9 protein-coding genes and 1 tRNA gene are annotated in these 13,969 nt (G+C 72.4%); 6 read left to right on the top strand and 4 right to left on the bottom strand.

Annotated features, from left to right (window positions below; all coding sequences use genetic code 11):
- Positions 1-8 precede the first annotated feature (8 nt).
- Positions 9-863 carry an NAD-dependent protein deacetylase gene (locus AB0J88_RS38580; RefSeq protein WP_364360708.1) on the top strand — a complete coding sequence of 285 codons (855 nt, stop codon included), beginning with the start codon at positions 9-11 and terminating at the stop codon, positions 861-863.
- Here the strand turns inward: AB0J88_RS38580 and AB0J88_RS38575 are convergent.
- Positions 836-1,453, bottom strand: coding sequence for a dihydrofolate reductase family protein (locus tag AB0J88_RS38575; protein ID WP_364360710.1), 618 nt, complete (start codon positions 1,451-1,453; stop codon positions 836-838). The genes AB0J88_RS38580 and AB0J88_RS38575 overlap by 28 nt on opposite strands.
- 97 nt (positions 1,454-1,550) lie before the next feature.
- Between AB0J88_RS38575 and AB0J88_RS38570 the strand changes: the two genes are divergently transcribed.
- A complete protein-coding gene (locus AB0J88_RS38570; RefSeq protein WP_364360712.1) occupies positions 1,551-2,291 on the top strand; it encodes an SDR family oxidoreductase in 741 nt (246 codons plus the stop codon).
- Here AB0J88_RS38570 and AB0J88_RS38565 read toward each other — a convergent pair.
- A complete protein-coding gene (locus AB0J88_RS38565) occupies positions 2,288-6,163 on the bottom strand; it encodes an AAA family ATPase (protein WP_364360714.1) in 3,876 nt (1,291 codons plus the stop codon). The genes AB0J88_RS38570 and AB0J88_RS38565 overlap by 4 nt on opposite strands.
- Positions 6,164-6,440: 277 nt before the next feature.
- Between AB0J88_RS38565 and AB0J88_RS38560 the strand changes: the two genes are divergently transcribed.
- The 3 genes from AB0J88_RS38560 (at position 6,441) to AB0J88_RS38550 (ending at position 11,672) form a co-directional block, all read left to right on the top strand.
- A complete protein-coding gene (locus AB0J88_RS38560) occupies positions 6,441-7,052 on the top strand; it encodes a hypothetical protein (protein WP_364360716.1) in 612 nt (203 codons plus the stop codon).
- 5 nt (positions 7,053-7,057) lie between these two features.
- Positions 7,058-10,879: a DUF87 domain-containing protein gene (locus AB0J88_RS38555; RefSeq protein WP_364360718.1), complete on the top strand. Its 3,822-nt coding sequence runs from the start codon at positions 7,058-7,060 to the stop codon at positions 10,877-10,879.
- 719 nt (positions 10,880-11,598) lie between these two features.
- Positions 11,599-11,672: transfer RNA gene (locus AB0J88_RS38550), tRNA-Ile, on the top strand.
- 228 nt (positions 11,673-11,900) lie between these two features.
- Here the strand turns inward: AB0J88_RS38550 and AB0J88_RS38545 are convergent.
- Both AB0J88_RS38545 and AB0J88_RS38540 read right to left on the bottom strand, forming a co-directional pair.
- Positions 11,901-12,143 (bottom strand): CopG family transcriptional regulator, encoded by a 243-nt coding sequence (locus AB0J88_RS38545; RefSeq protein WP_364360720.1) that lies wholly within the window; start codon positions 12,141-12,143, stop codon positions 11,901-11,903.
- A 41-nt stretch (positions 12,144-12,184) separates the two neighbouring features.
- Positions 12,185-12,313, bottom strand: coding sequence for a hypothetical protein (locus AB0J88_RS38540; RefSeq protein ID WP_364360722.1), 129 nt, complete (start codon positions 12,311-12,313; stop codon positions 12,185-12,187).
- 366 nt (positions 12,314-12,679) lie between these two features.
- Here AB0J88_RS38540 and AB0J88_RS38535 point away from each other — a divergent pair, with 366 nt between their 5' ends.
- A complete protein-coding gene (locus tag AB0J88_RS38535) occupies positions 12,680-13,657 on the top strand; it encodes a DUF389 domain-containing protein (RefSeq protein WP_364360724.1) in 978 nt (325 codons plus the stop codon).
- Positions 13,658-13,969: the final 312 nt, after the last annotated feature.

Below are 13,969 nucleotides of genomic sequence, written 5' to 3'. Positions count from 1 at the left end.
ATGGACGGGTGTCCGACCCGTTGTCCGCGTTGATCGACCTGGTGGCCGATGGTGGCGTCGCCGTGCTGAGCGGCGCCGGCCTGTCCACCGAATCCGGCATTCCCGACTACCGCGGCCCGACGGGGTCAGCGCGGAAGTTCGCGCCGATGACCTACCAGACCTTCACCCGCGACACGGCGGCCCGACAGCGCTACTGGGCGCGCAGCTACGTCGGCTGGCGGGTGATCGGCCGGGCGGAGCCCAACGCCGGCCACCGCGCGGTCGCCGGGCTCCAGCGGGCCGGCCTGGTCTCGGCGGTCCTCACCCAGAACGTCGACGGCCTGCACCAGGCGGCCGGCGCCCGTGACGTGGTCGAGCTGCACGGCAGCATCGACCGGGTCGTCTGCCTCGACTGCGGCCAGACCACCGGCCGGGCCGAGCTCGACGCGCGGCTGCGGGCGGCCAACCCGGCGTTCGCCGCGCTCGCCGCGGCCGTCAACCCGGACGGGGACGCCGACCTCGACGACGCCTCCGTCGAGTCCTTCCGACCGGTCGACTGCGCCCGCTGCCGGACCGGCGTGCTCAAGCCCGACGTGGTCTTCTTCGGCGAGACGGTGCCGGCCGAGCGGGTCGACCGCTGCTTCGCCTCGGTCGCCGCGGCCCGGCTGCTGCTGGTGCTCGGCTCGTCGTTGACGGTGATGTCCGGGCGCCGGTTCGTGCTGCGGGCGGCCAAGCTGGGCATCCCGGTGGCGATCGTCAACCAGGGACCGACCCGGGGCGACGCGTACGCGGCCGTCAAGGTCGACGCCCCGCTGGGCGCCGTTCTCCCGGCGCTGGGCGACGCGCTGACGTTCGCTCAGTCCCAGAGGTCGAACGAGCCGTAGACGGCCCGGCCCGTCGGCCGGTAGACGTTGATCACTATGCCCGTGTCGATGGACCGGTGGTGCACCAGCTCCAGACCGGTGGGCAGGCCCATCACGTCGAAGAGCCGCGCGCCGTCGCCCACCACCACGGGCATGATCACCAGCCGGTACTCGTCGATCAGGTCGTGGGACATCAGGTACCGCGCGAGCGCACCGCTGCCGTGCACCTGGAGCTCGCGACCCGGCCGCTCCTTGAGCTTCGCCACCGCGTCGGCGACCTCGTCGACGATCACCGTGGCCGGCTCCCACTCGGCCTCGGTCAAGGAGCGCGACGCGACGTACTTGTGCAGCTTGTTGAGCCGACCCGCGACAGGGTGGTCGGGGTCGGCGACCGTCGGCCAGTACGAGGCGAACATCTCGTAGGTCCGGCGCCCGAACAGGAACGCGTCGGCCCGGTCGTACACCTCGCTGATGAACGTGTTCAGGCCCTCGTCGGCGTACGGGACCATCCAGCCGCCCCGGGCGAACCCGCCGGTGGTGTCCTCGGTCGGCGCGCCCGGCGCCTGCATGACCCCGTCCACCGAGAGGAGCGTGGTCAGCGTGACCTCCATGGCCATGCTCCTTCCGGGGAGTTCGTTCCCTTCGACCCTATTCGCGTGACGGAGTTAACGCGGACCGTCCGGGCGTTGCTGGGGGACAATTCGGCTTATGGGCGACGTTCTGGTCACCGGAGGCACCGGGAACCTGGGCCGGGTGGTGTGCGAGAAGCTGCGGGGGTCGGGTCACGAGGTGCGGGTGCTCAGCCGGCGGCCGCAGCCGGGCCAGTCCGTCCGCGGTGACCTGCGCACCGGCGAGGGCATCCCGGCCGCCGTCGCGGGCATCCGCACGGTCGTGCACCTGGCCACCGCGCCGCGCGGCGACGTCGAGGCGACCTCCCGGCTGATCGCAGCGATCGACCCCGGCGACACCCACCTGGTCTTCACCTCGATCGTCGGGGTCGACCGGATCCCGCTCGCCTACTACGCCGCGAAGGCCGAGTGCGAGCGGCTGATCGAGACCTCCGGGCTGCCGTTCACGATCCAGCGGGCCACCCAGTTCCACACGCTGGTGCTCCGCGGTTTCCACGTGCAGCGCCGGGTCCCGATGCCGATGGTCTTCGCGCCCAACTTCGACTTCCAGCCGATAGACGTGCACGACGTCGCCGACCGACTGGTCGAGCACGTCGACGCCGGGCCGGGCGAGCGGGTGCCGGACATCGGCGGCCCGGAAGTCCGCTCGGCCCGCTCGCTGGCCCAGTCCTACCTGAACATGTCGGGCCGGCACCGCCGGGTGGTCGGCGTCGCGCTCCCCGGCCGCATCTACGCCGCGTTCCACTCGGGTGCCCACCTGACTCCGGACAACGCGCACGCGGGCCGCACCTTCGAGGACTTCCTGGCGGAGCGCTTCTAGATCGCCAGGCCGAGCAGGCCACGGTCGAGACCCAGGACCAGGGTGCCGCCGGCGTACGCGCACGACAGTGCGCGGTGGTGCACCGGGATCGCGCGTACGCAGCGGCCGGTCACCGGATCCCAGAGCCGCACCGTCCGGTCGAGGCTGGTCGAGGCGACCAGCTGCCGCCCGGCTCCCGCCGGCAGCGCGCAGACCCCGGTCACCGCGGCCGTGTGCCCGGCCAGCACGTGGTGCGGCCGCCCGTCGGCCGGGTGCCAGAGCCGGACCGTGCCGTCCGCGCCACCGGAGACCAGCAGGTCGCGGTCGTCGGCGGTGACGGTGCCGAGCGCGTCGACCGCGTCGGTGTGCGCGAGCTGCTGCCAGCGGGTGCCGCCGTCGAGGTCCCAGAGCCGGACCGTGCCGTCCTTGTCGGCGGAGGCCAGCAGGTCCCGGCCGCCGAGCCGCACCGTGGTCAGCGCCGTCACCCAGCTGCGGTGGCCGAGCAGCACACCGTAGGGCGACCCGTCGCGCGGGTTCCACAGCCGCACCGTGTCGTCGTCGGCCCCGGTCGCGACCAGCACCAGCCCGCCGGCGTTGACCGCGCAGATGGCGTTGACCCGCTCGTGGTGGTCGGCGAGCTCCGGGCCGGGGCTGCCGTCGCGCAGGTCCCAGAGCCGCACGATGTGGTCGTCGCCGCCGGTGGCCAGCAGCGGCGCGTCGGCGTCGGGCACCGCGCAGACCGAGGTGACCGCACCCTCCCGGGCGGGAAGGCGGGCCAGAGCGGCGCCGGTGGCCGGGTCCCAGATGCGCACGGTGCCGTCGGTGCCGGTCGACGCGACCGCCGTGCCGCCACCGAACGGCACGGCGCGTACGCCGGCCACCGGACCCAGCCGGCCGCCGGCCAGCACCGACTCGGCCTGCCGGGTCACCGGGTCCCAGAGCCGGACCGTGCCGTCGTCGCCCGCGGTCGCGAGCAGGTCGCGGTCGCGGACCCGCAGCTTGCACACCGCGCGGATCCAGCTCACGTCGCCGCGCAGACTCGGCCGGGGCGCGCCGCTGCGGGCGTCCCAGAGGTGCAGCACGCCGCTCTCGTCGGTGGCGGTCAGCAGCACCGTGCCGTCGACCTCGACGGTGCACAGGTCGGTCAGCGGCCCCGCCTGCGGGTCGATCGAGCTGAGCAGGTCGCCGGTCAGCGGGTTCCACAGCCGCACCACACCGTCGTAGCCGGCGGACGCCAGAGCCACGCCGCCCCCGGACCGCACCGCGCACAGCGTCGTGGCCCAACCGTCGTGCGCCACCACCGCCGTGGTGCAGGCGCCGGTCACCGGGTCCCAGAGCGCGATCACGCCGTCGAAGCCCGTCGCCGCGACGAGGCCGTGCGGCCCGACCGGCAGGTGGGTGACGGCCGTGGCCCAGCCGCCGAACCCGGTCAGCGTGTGCACGAGCGTGCCGTCAGCGGGGTTCCAGACGCGCACGGTCCGGTCGTCGCCCGCGGACGCCAGCAGCGTCGCCACGCCAGGGACGGGCACCGCGCAGAGGTTGCGGACCCAGTCGGAATGACCGGTCAGGGTACGCAGGTGCGCGCCCGTGCCCGCGTGCCAGACACCGATGGTGCCGTCGTGGCCGGCCGTGGCCAGCAGCGTGCCCTCCTCGGCCTGCACCGCCCAGACGCCGCGTACGCCGTCGGCGTGCCCGGCCAGCACCCGCTCGACCCGGCCGGTCAACGGGTCCCAGATCCGGACGGTGCCGTCCGCGCCGGCCGAGGCGAGGAAGTCGCGCCCGTCCATCGGCACCGCGCAGACGTCGTACACGGCGTCGGAGTGTCCTTCTAGGACGGTGCTTTCGAGCCGGGGCGGGGTGTGCGCCCAGCGGGCGCGGTAGGCGGCCTCCTCCGCGACGGGCGCGCTGCCCAGCCGGTCGATCCGGTCGACCACCGAGAACAGCGCGGCCCGCTCGGCCGGCGACGCGTGCGCGGCGAGCGGAGTCCGGCGCAGCAGCTGGACCCGGGCCTGGCCCTCCCGGGTATCGGCCACCTCGGCGGCGGAAAGCAGGCCCGCGAGATGGGCGTGCAGCACGTACGCGTCGTCGTTGAGCAACGTGTCGACCAGGCCGGCCCGGTCCGCGTGGCGCGGCAGCATGCCGAGCAGGTAGTCGGGTGCGGAGGCCCAGCCGGCCGCGTGGCCGTGCCGGACCCAGGCGTAGAGCAGGTCGCGCTCGTCGTCGGGCCGGGCCGACACCGTGGCGCGGGCGGCCAGGAGCGCGTCGTCGAGGGCCCGGTGCCGCAGCCGGTACACGCGCTGGTCGCTGCGGCCGTGTTCGACCAGGAAGCCCGTGGCCTCGGCGAAGGCGGCCAGGTCGTCGTCGGTGACGCGGCCGCCGAGGGCCTCGATCGCCACCCGCCAGAGCGGAAGCGGGAGGCCGGGCGGCTCGGCGAAGGAGAGCGCGGTCAGGGCCAGCCGGGCCGAGGTGGCGCCGGCGGGGGAGACGCCGCCCAGGTACGAGTCGAGCGCCTCGGCGACGGATGCGGGCGACGCGACGCGGTGCGGGTCGACCGGCACGGCGTCGTTGCGGCCGTGCGCGCCGGCGACCAGGCCGGCGAGCAGGAAGTTGCCGCCGGCCAGGGTGGCGATCCGGCGGGCGACGGGCTCGGCGCGCTCGGCGTCGGCGTACGGGTTGTCGGCCCGACCCTTGCTCTCCAGCCGCAGGGTGGCCATCGCGTGGGCGGCGAGGTCGGCGACGTTGACATGCTCGGCGGAGTCGAGGTCGACCACGTCCGCCGCCGCCCCGAACGCGCCCAGCAGGTCGCCCTGCTCGTCGGCCGGCCGGGTGCCGACGACGACCCGCACGCCGAGCAGGTCGCCCTGCTCCGCGAGCGGCACGAGCACCGTGCGAACGAGATCGCGGGCCTGCGTGGGCGAGGCCGCCTCGTCGAGCCCGTCGATCACCAGGTTGAACCGGTCCGGCCGGGTGGCGAGCCGATCGCGCAGGTGGTGGAGCAGGTCGCCGGGCACGGCCGGCAGTGCGGCCGACGCCGCGACGGCGATCTCGGTCGCCACCGCCAGGGCGTCCTTGCCGGCGGCGTGCACGGCACAGGCGACGCTGCCCCGCGCGGCGGTGTCGCCGGGGTCGAGCCGGGCCGCGGCGGCGTCGGCGGCGGTCACGATCCGGCCGAGCACGGCGGACTTGCCGACCCCCGGTGCGCCGGTGACCACCAGCAGGTGGCCGTCGGTGCCGGGCCGGTCGAGCCAGTCGCCGATGACCCGCAGCACGGCGGCGCGACCGCGGAACTCGTCGGTTCGGGTCCAACCCCAGGCGGCGCCGGCCTGCTCGCCGGCCGCGTCGAGCCGCCAGCGGGCCAGCGCGCCGAGCTTGAGGTCCGGCAGGGCGTCGGCGAGGCCCGCGGCGCGGCCGTCACCGCCGGCCGGGCCGGCGGTGGCCGCCTGCACGACCAGCCCGACCACGGCCTGGTAGCCCGGGGACCACAGTGGCGCGCCCGCGAACCCCGGCGCCAACCCGGTGCTGACGAGCCGGACCTGGCCGGTGTCCAACGGGTCGCCGACCGTGCCCTGAGCGGCGCGGCCGGCCGGATCGTGGTCCGGGAAGCCGAACGACCACCAGGGGCGGCCGGTGAGCTTGCCGAGCGGTGCGAGCCGCACCCGGGCGGGCCGCACGGGCTCGGGCACCGCGCCGTCGAGCGCCAGCAGGGCGAGGTCGGAGCCGCCGCTGTGGACCACCTGGCGCACGCGGATGCGACCAGGCCCGACCAGCGGAAAGCCGACCCAGAGCTCGTCGCGTGACCGCACCAGTTGTGCGCAGGTGAGCACCCGCTCAGGGGCGACGACCATGCCGGCACCGATCGGCGTGGGGCTGTCCGCCGACCCGTGGATCGCCACGACCCAAGGGAAACCCGGCGGTGCGGCCCTCATCGCTCCTCCCGTGGCGCTGGCTGACCGAATGGCTATCGTGCCCGGCCCGGCGGTCGCTAGGCAATATCGGCCCCCGCCGGCTCGTCCGAACGGTTGCCGTGAGGTCACATTTGGCCAGGGCTAATGGAGATCCACACCCGACAGTGCTGTCGGATATCGGAAAACCCCTGGTGGACCTTGCTCCCACGTCGGACGGCTGGGGAGAATCGGCTCGGTTTGTGCCCACCCCGTGAGGAGCATCGGCATGCCCGACGAGAAGCCGGTCACCTTCGCCATGCGCTGCATGCTGGTCATCCTCATGGCCGAGGCCCGCGAGCTGCCCAACGCGCGGATCGCCGACCGGGGTCTCGACCTGAAGAAGGAATACCGGGACCGGCTCGCCTCCCGAGGGTGGATCACGGTGCGCAAGGTCGGCCGGGGGTTCAGCCTCGAGCTCACCGAGGCCGGGTGGGCCGAGGCGATCGCGCAACTGTCCGCCGACCCGCCGGCGGGTGCCGGGGCCGGGGGTGCGGCCCTTTACACCGTGCTGAATCGGCTGCGTGGTTTTCTCGACCGGTCCGACCTGGCCGCGTCCGAGCTCTTCGCCCCCGTCGAGGACGACGTCGACGTGCGCATTCGCAAGGCGTACGCGGAGATCGCCGTCAGCGCCGGTGAGCTGGTGTCGCTCGCGGCCCTGCGCCCGCGACTGACCGGCACGGAGCGGTCCGGCGTCGACGCGGCGCTCGTCGCGCTGAGCAGCGCCCCCGACGTGCGGATCATCCCGGAGTCCAACCAGAAGACGCTCTCGGCGGCACAGCGCGACGCCGCCGTGCGGATCGGCAACCAGGACAGGCATCTGATCGCAATTGGTGTGTGACACCTATGAACGAGGTCGAGCGGCGGGCACTCAAGGCGCTCCGGTTCAACTGGGCGCCGACGCCCGACGACGTGTGGCGGCAGCCGTCGTTCCACGTCGAAGGGCTGCACCGGGACGCCCTCCAGGTGATCCTCGACGGTGTCGAGGACGCCGACCACAGCACCGACTCGAGCCCTGTCGGCGTCGCGGTGCTCGGCCAGCGCGGCAGCGGCAAGACGCATCTGCTCGGGTCGGTGCGCCAGCACGTACAGGCCGCGGGTGGCTATTTCTTCCTGGTCAGCCTGTTGGAGGCCAGCGCCTTCTGGCGCAGCACGTCACTGTCCATCCTGGACGGCCTCAACCGCGAGACGGCCGACCGGGAAAGTCAGCTCCGGGTCTTCCTGCGCCGGCTGGCCGACCTCGTCGGCGCTCCCCGGGCGGTGCGCCGGGCGGTGACCGGTGAGGCCGAGCTGACCCGGCCGATCCTGGACGCGTTCGTCGACCTGCTGCGCAAGCACAACCGGCAGGTCGGCATCGACTGCCAGGACACGGCGCGGGCTCTTGTGCTCCAAGCGGCCGAGAAGCTGGGTGACCAGGACGTCGGCTACGAGTTCCTGTGCTCCAACGACGAGCTCGAGCCCGGGCAGCGGGCCGCCTGGGGGATGCGCCGGGCGCGGCGGTCCGCGCAGGAGATCGTCCGCGACATCTCGCGGCTGCTGGCCCTGACCGGTCCGACCGTCATCGCGGTCGACCAGATCGACCTGCTGATCAACCAGGCGGCGAAGTCGCTCGACGGCGAGACCCGGCTGGAGTGGCGGGCCGCGCTGCTGCTGGAGCAGATCGCCGGGGGGCTGATGGCGCTGCGCGAGACCACCCGCCGCACGCTGTCGGTCGTCGCCTGCCTCGACGAGTCGTGGTCGCTGGTCAAGACGCAGGCCACCGACACCGTCCAGGACCGGTTCCGGGAGGCGGTGCAGCTCCGCCAGATCGGCACCGCGGAGCTCGGCCGGGAGCTGATCGCCCGGCGGTTCGCCGAGCCGTTCGCGGCGCAGGGGTTCGTACCGGCGTACCCGACCTGGCCCGTCCGGGCCTCCGCTTTCGTCGAAGCGGTCCAGTTCACGCCGCGCGAGCTGCTGCGCACGATCGACACGCACGTACGAGGCTGCCTGCGCGACGAGACCGTCCGGGAGATGGCACGCCTCGTGCACGACTCCGTCTCGGACCCGGGGGTGGTCACCGAGGAACCGACCACGGACAACGAGCTCGCCGCGGTCGACGCCCGCTTCGCCGCGCTGCTCGGCACCGCCGACCCTTCGGCCGCGCTCGACCCGGCCACGGAGGACGCGATCGTGCCCTCGCTGCTCGACGCGGGGCTGACCGCCTGGATCGGCGCGCGCGGTGGTGCGGGGGAGCTGTTCGGCCTCGACCCGCACCCGGGCAGCAAGCCGGCGCTGCACGCCCGGCTGCGACGCAGCCTGGACGAACGCACGGAGGACGAGGAGCACTGGGCGTTCCGGGTGATCGGAGCCCGGCACCCGATCGCGGCGCTCAACCGGATCCGCAACGCCAGCACGGCCGCCGGCCTGACCGAGGGAGTGGCCAAGCGCAAGCTGTTCTTCCTGCGCAACGAGCCGTGGTCGGGCGGCGCCCGGACGACCGAGGTCATCGAGACGTTCACCCGGGCCGGCGGGCGCACGCTGACGTTCCCGGAGAGCGACGTGGTCGTACTGGTGGCGTTGCGGCAACTGCTGCGCGAACGCGGCTACGAGACGTTGCGGCCGTGGTTCGTCAGCCGCCGGCCGGCGGATCGGGTCGCGTTCCTGCGCTCGGCGCTGTCGGGGGCGGACGAGCCCGCGCCTGCCGTGGTGGCACCGGCTGCTACGGACGGTCTCGTCGGCCCGGAGCGGCCGCCGGCTCCGCCTTCGGCGGCCAGCCGGGCACGACAGGCGGGGCTGTCGATCGTCGGCGGCACAGCGGTGCCGGCTGGCACGGAAGCGAAGGACAGCCCGACGTCACCGGCCGGCCCTCCGGCGCGGGGCGACGCGGGTGGTCCGCCGGCGCCGGGCGCTTGGCCTGTTCGGGACGGTGCGGCCTCGGGTGGTCCCGCGGTGGGTGATGGTTCGGCTGGCCCGGACGGGTCGCCGACCCCGGGTAGCTGGGCGGTGCGGGGTGCGGTTCGGGGTGGTCCGGCCGTGCCCGGCGCGTCGGTGGTTCCGGGCGGTTGGCCTGCGCGGGATGGTGCGGCCTCGGGTGGTCCGGTGGTGGGTGATGGTTCGGCTGGCCCGGACGGGTCGCCGACTCCGGGTAGCTGGGCGGCCCGGGGTGCGGTTCCGGGTGGTGCTGCGGCGCCCGCTGGTCCGGCCGTGCCCGGCGCGTCGGCGGCTCCCGGCGGTTGGCCTGCGCGGGATGGTGCGGCCACGGATGGTCCGGCGGTGCCCGATGGTTCGGCCGTGACGGCGGCCTCCGGTGGCTGGGCCGTGCTGGACGGGGCGGGTGCGCCGGGCGGCCTCGTGGTGACTCCGTCGGTCGGGCCGGTCAGTCCCGCTCCGTCGCTCGGGAATGTTCGACGGCTGCCGGTGCGCGTACCGCGGGATGATCGTGATCCTGGGTCCGTGATGCTGGGGCAGTCGGTCCAGGACGGGCGGTCGGTGTCGGTCGAGCTGGCGGCGTTGCGCCGGCACGCGGCGATCTTCGCCGGCTCCGGGTCGGGAAAGACCGTGTTGATCCGGCGGCTGGTCGAGGAGTGCGCGCTGCGTGGCGTGTCGTCGATCGTGCTCGACCCCAACAACGACCTCGCGCGGCTCGGTGACCCGTGGCCAGAGCCGCCGGCCGCCTGGGACGAGCTCGAGATCGCGCGGGCGGAGGCGTACCACCGGAGCACCGATGTCGTGGTCTGGACCCCGCGGCGGACCGCGGGGCGGCCCTTGAGCTTCCGGCCACTGCCCGACTTCTCGGGCATCCTCGACGACCCGGACGCGTTCGCCGCCGGCGTCGATGCCGCCGTGGCGTCGCTCGCGCCGCGGGCCAACGTCGACGGCGCGTCCACGAAGGCCCGCATCGGGAACGCGGTGTTGCGGGAGGCGCTGACCGCGTACGCCCGTGGTGGTGGCAGTGATCTTCGCGAGTTCGTTCTGTATCTGACCCGGTTGCCGGCGCGCGCGAGCCAGCTCGACAACGCGCCGAAAGTCGCCAACGAGATCGGCCAGCTGCTGCGCGCGACGATGGTCAGCGACCCGCTGTTCGGCGGTGACGGCGCCCCGCTCGACCCGGGTGAGCTGTTGCGGCCGGCACCGGGCTACCGCGCCCGGATCTCGGTGATCAGCTTCATCGGCCTGCCCGACGACGGTCAACGGCAGAGCTTCGTCAACCAGCTCCAGCTCGCGCTGTTCGCCTGGATCAAGCGCAACCCGGCCGGCGACCGCCCGCTAGGCGGCCTGTTCGTGATGGACGAGGCGCAGACCCTGGCTCCGTCGGGCGCCATGACCGCCTGCACCCAGAGCACGCTGGCGCTGGCGTCGCAGGCCCGCAAGTACGGGCTCGGGCTGGTGTTCGCGACACAGGCGCCGAAGGGGCTGCACAACCGGATACCCGGCAACGCGGCGACGCAACTGTTCGGCCTGCTCAACAGCCCGACCCAGATCGAGGCGGCGAAGGAGATGGCGCGCGCCAAGGGCAGCGACATCTCGGACGTGGCGCGACTGCGCCCAGGCGTCTTCTACGCCGCGGTCGACGGGGCCGGCTTCGCCAAACTACGGGCGCCGCTGTGCCTGAGCCACCACCCGGCCAGCCCGCTCACCGTCGAAGAGGTCATCGCCCGCGCCCAGGACGAAGAAGACGACGACGAATAATTCGCTTTCCCGCAGAGCGATTTCGATCTACATTTATTGGTGTACGAGCGACCCCAGACAACGACGGACAGGACGACACCATGTTGCGGCCCGCAGTCTACAAAGACGCAGACGCGAGTGGCTCGTGGCTGTGCCGACTCGCCCTGGATAGGTGGACCAGCTAGCTCTGGCCAGCGCTGAAGCCGCCTATCCCAACCCGGGACAGGCGGCTTTTCCGTATCCATTCTCTTTTCGCACGTGCCGGCGGCACGGCGCTATTCAGCATGCAATTTTTCAGTTTTCAAGGAAGGGAGGCGTCAACAATGGTCTTCTTCAACGTCCGAACGACGCGTCCCGGTTGGCCCGACGGCCCGCAGACGTTGCGACCGCCGCACTGACGTCGCGGCGGTAAGCCGCCGCCGTCCTGGCGGTCCTCCTCGTTGACGGGGCCATCGGCTGCGCACCGGTGCGGTGCACGCGCAGGCCGTCCCGCCCGCCGTGCGGCGATCAACGCTTTCAAGGGCGTCCACGTGGAAGCGAGGTGGGCGGCCGGCGGGCCGCCCACCTCGTCAGGGGGCATGGCGAACCCGCCAGGCAGACTGGGGGAGCCAACCCGTGACCTAGATCAACGAGCTTCGGCGGCCTCCCGCGCACCACCACCCGTCGGCGGGTCGCACCAGCCTCAGGTGGTCGCGAACACCACACACGGGATACGATCCCGGCGCCGGTCCCGCCGGCGCGGGGCCGTAGCTCAGCCGGTTAGAGCAGGGGACTCATAATCCCTCGGTCGCGGGTTCGAGCCCCGCCGGCCCCACAAATGGCTGCCTAGATCCTGTCCGCTTCGCGGTCAGGATCTAGGTGGCCATTTGTCATTCCTATTCCGGGGGCGACCCCCGGAGACCCCACGGTCTGGTGGGCGCGGTCCGCGTGGGCGCGAGCTAAACCCAACGTCCACGTTGGGTTAGCTGGCAAGCCGGCATCGTGGAATCGAGATCCACCCTGGTTCGATCGACCTGTACGTGACCAGTAGAGATTTACCTTGTCACGCAGTTTCGGGTGTGTGCCTGGCCAGAAACTCGTCGATAGCCCGCCGGATCAGACCTGACCGTCCGGCTCGGTCATTGCCGGCCAGCTCGTCCAGCCGCTGAACGGCCGCTGCGGAGAGCCGCACCCCGGTCACAATCATCGGCACGCTCTCAGGGTCCGGCACAGGACCGAGATCCGGACCGACCGCGGCGTCCCGCAACAACTCCGAGATGTCCCCGCCGGCGTCGAAGTAGGCCACTAGCTCTTCCCGGCTCATGGTCCGGGGATCCCGGTGCGCCGTCATCGCGTTCCCTCCATCCACTGCTTGACCTCTTCAGGAGTAGCTAGTCGGGCAGCCAGGATCGCGTAGCTGTTGACTCCGCCCATCCGCTCACACAACACCACGATCACCCGGGCGGATCCGGTCAAGCCGGCCACCGCGAGCAGAAGCGTCCCGAGATGGTTCTCGGTCCGTTGGGTCGAGAACAGCGCCTCGATCGTCTCCCGCTCGGAAACGCCGTGCCGTGCCGTGCCGCGCTCGCTTTGCCGGCCTCTGTCCAGCCGTACTCCCGCTCGGTCACCCGGCTAGCGTATAACGCGTAAAACGTCTACGCGACCACACCCAACCACGCCTTGGAACGCGGAAAGGTCGCTCATGCCGTGAGTCACCCCGGCATGAAGACTGATGTTCGGCTCCGGCCAGTAGCGCTGGGGCCCACGGGCGGCCCGGTCGGTCGCCGGATCACGGGCGTCTGGTTTGCTGTGCCGGGTTCGCCGTCGACGGAAGGATGCCGCGTGCTGCATCTGCGAATAATCGTGCCGTCGCAGCGCCGGCCCGAGGTCGAGCGTCTGCTGGAAGGCGCCTCCGCCGTCACACACATTGTCGTCCTGCCGGGCGCCGCGAAGCAGCCAGCCGGAGACCTGGTGCTCGCCGATGTTGTACGGGAAGGCGCCAGCGACGTCCTGTCCGGACTGCGCGACCTCGACGTGGAACGTGACGGCGCGATCGTGCTCGAGACGGTTGACGTGTCGATGTCCCGCTACGCCGACCGCGCGGCCAAGCGCACTCCCGGCCTGGGCGTCGACGCCGTCGTATGGGAGGAGATCGAGCACCGCACCGGCGAGGAGACCGAACTGTCGGCCGCCTACCTGGCATTCCTCGTCGTGGCCACAGCGATCGCCGGCATCGGCGTCCTGCTCGACCAACCGATCCTGATCGTGGGCGCGATGGTCGTCGGCCCGGAGTTCGGCCCGCTTGCCGCACTGTGCGTCGGGTTCGTCCAGGCCCGCTGGGAACTTGTCCGTCGATCCGCGATGGCGCTGGCCGTGGGCTTCCCGATCGCGATGGTCGCGACCGTCGGCACCACGCTGCTGCTGGACGCGGCCGGACTCGTCAGCCGCGAGATGCTCGTCGCACCACGGCCGTTGACCGACTTCATCTGGCGGCCCGACGCGCTGTCCTGGGTGGTCGGCTTCCTCGCCGGTGTCGCCGGCATGCTGTCGCTCACCTCCGCCAAGTCCGCGACCCTGGTCGGTGTCCTGATCTCGGTGACGACCGTTCCCGCGGCGGCGAACGCAGCCGTGGCCCTGGCATACGGCGTGAAGGCGGAAGCCGTCGGTTCCACCGTCCAACTCGCCATCAACCTCGCCGCGATCGTCGCCGCCGGCGTCCTGACGTTGCTCACCCAGCGACTGTGGTGGTGGCGAGCCCGCAAAAAGACCCGCAGGGACGCAATGCGTCCGCTCGAACCGCACCGTCGAGACAAGGCCTGAGACGACAGCTAGCTGGGCAGGCGCCACGACGCAGACACGATCAGCAGGTCAGCGTTGATCGAATCCCGTTCCCATGTTGGCGTGACCCGCCAAGGTTCGAACCTGCGGCAGGATTGCGCTACAACCGCCGATCTCGCACAAGTGTGACCGCAACAAACGGCCCTTGAGCTGCTGGAATACGGTTCGGATTGTGCCACATTGGGTCCACGAATGCCTGCCTAGTGTCGCGTGTCTGAAGTGATTTGACGGTTGTGGTGGGCGACAATGGGGCATGTCTGTCGCGGCTGCGCTGGTTCTTAGTCCCGGCGATGG

The sequence above is a fragment of the Asanoa sp. NPDC049475 genome, from assembly GCF_040676915.1.
Classification (GTDB): Bacteria; Actinomycetota; Actinomycetes; order Mycobacteriales; family Micromonosporaceae; genus Asanoa.
The sequence above is the reverse complement of the archived record's forward strand: the minus strand, read 5'-3'. Positions and strand labels throughout refer to the sequence as shown.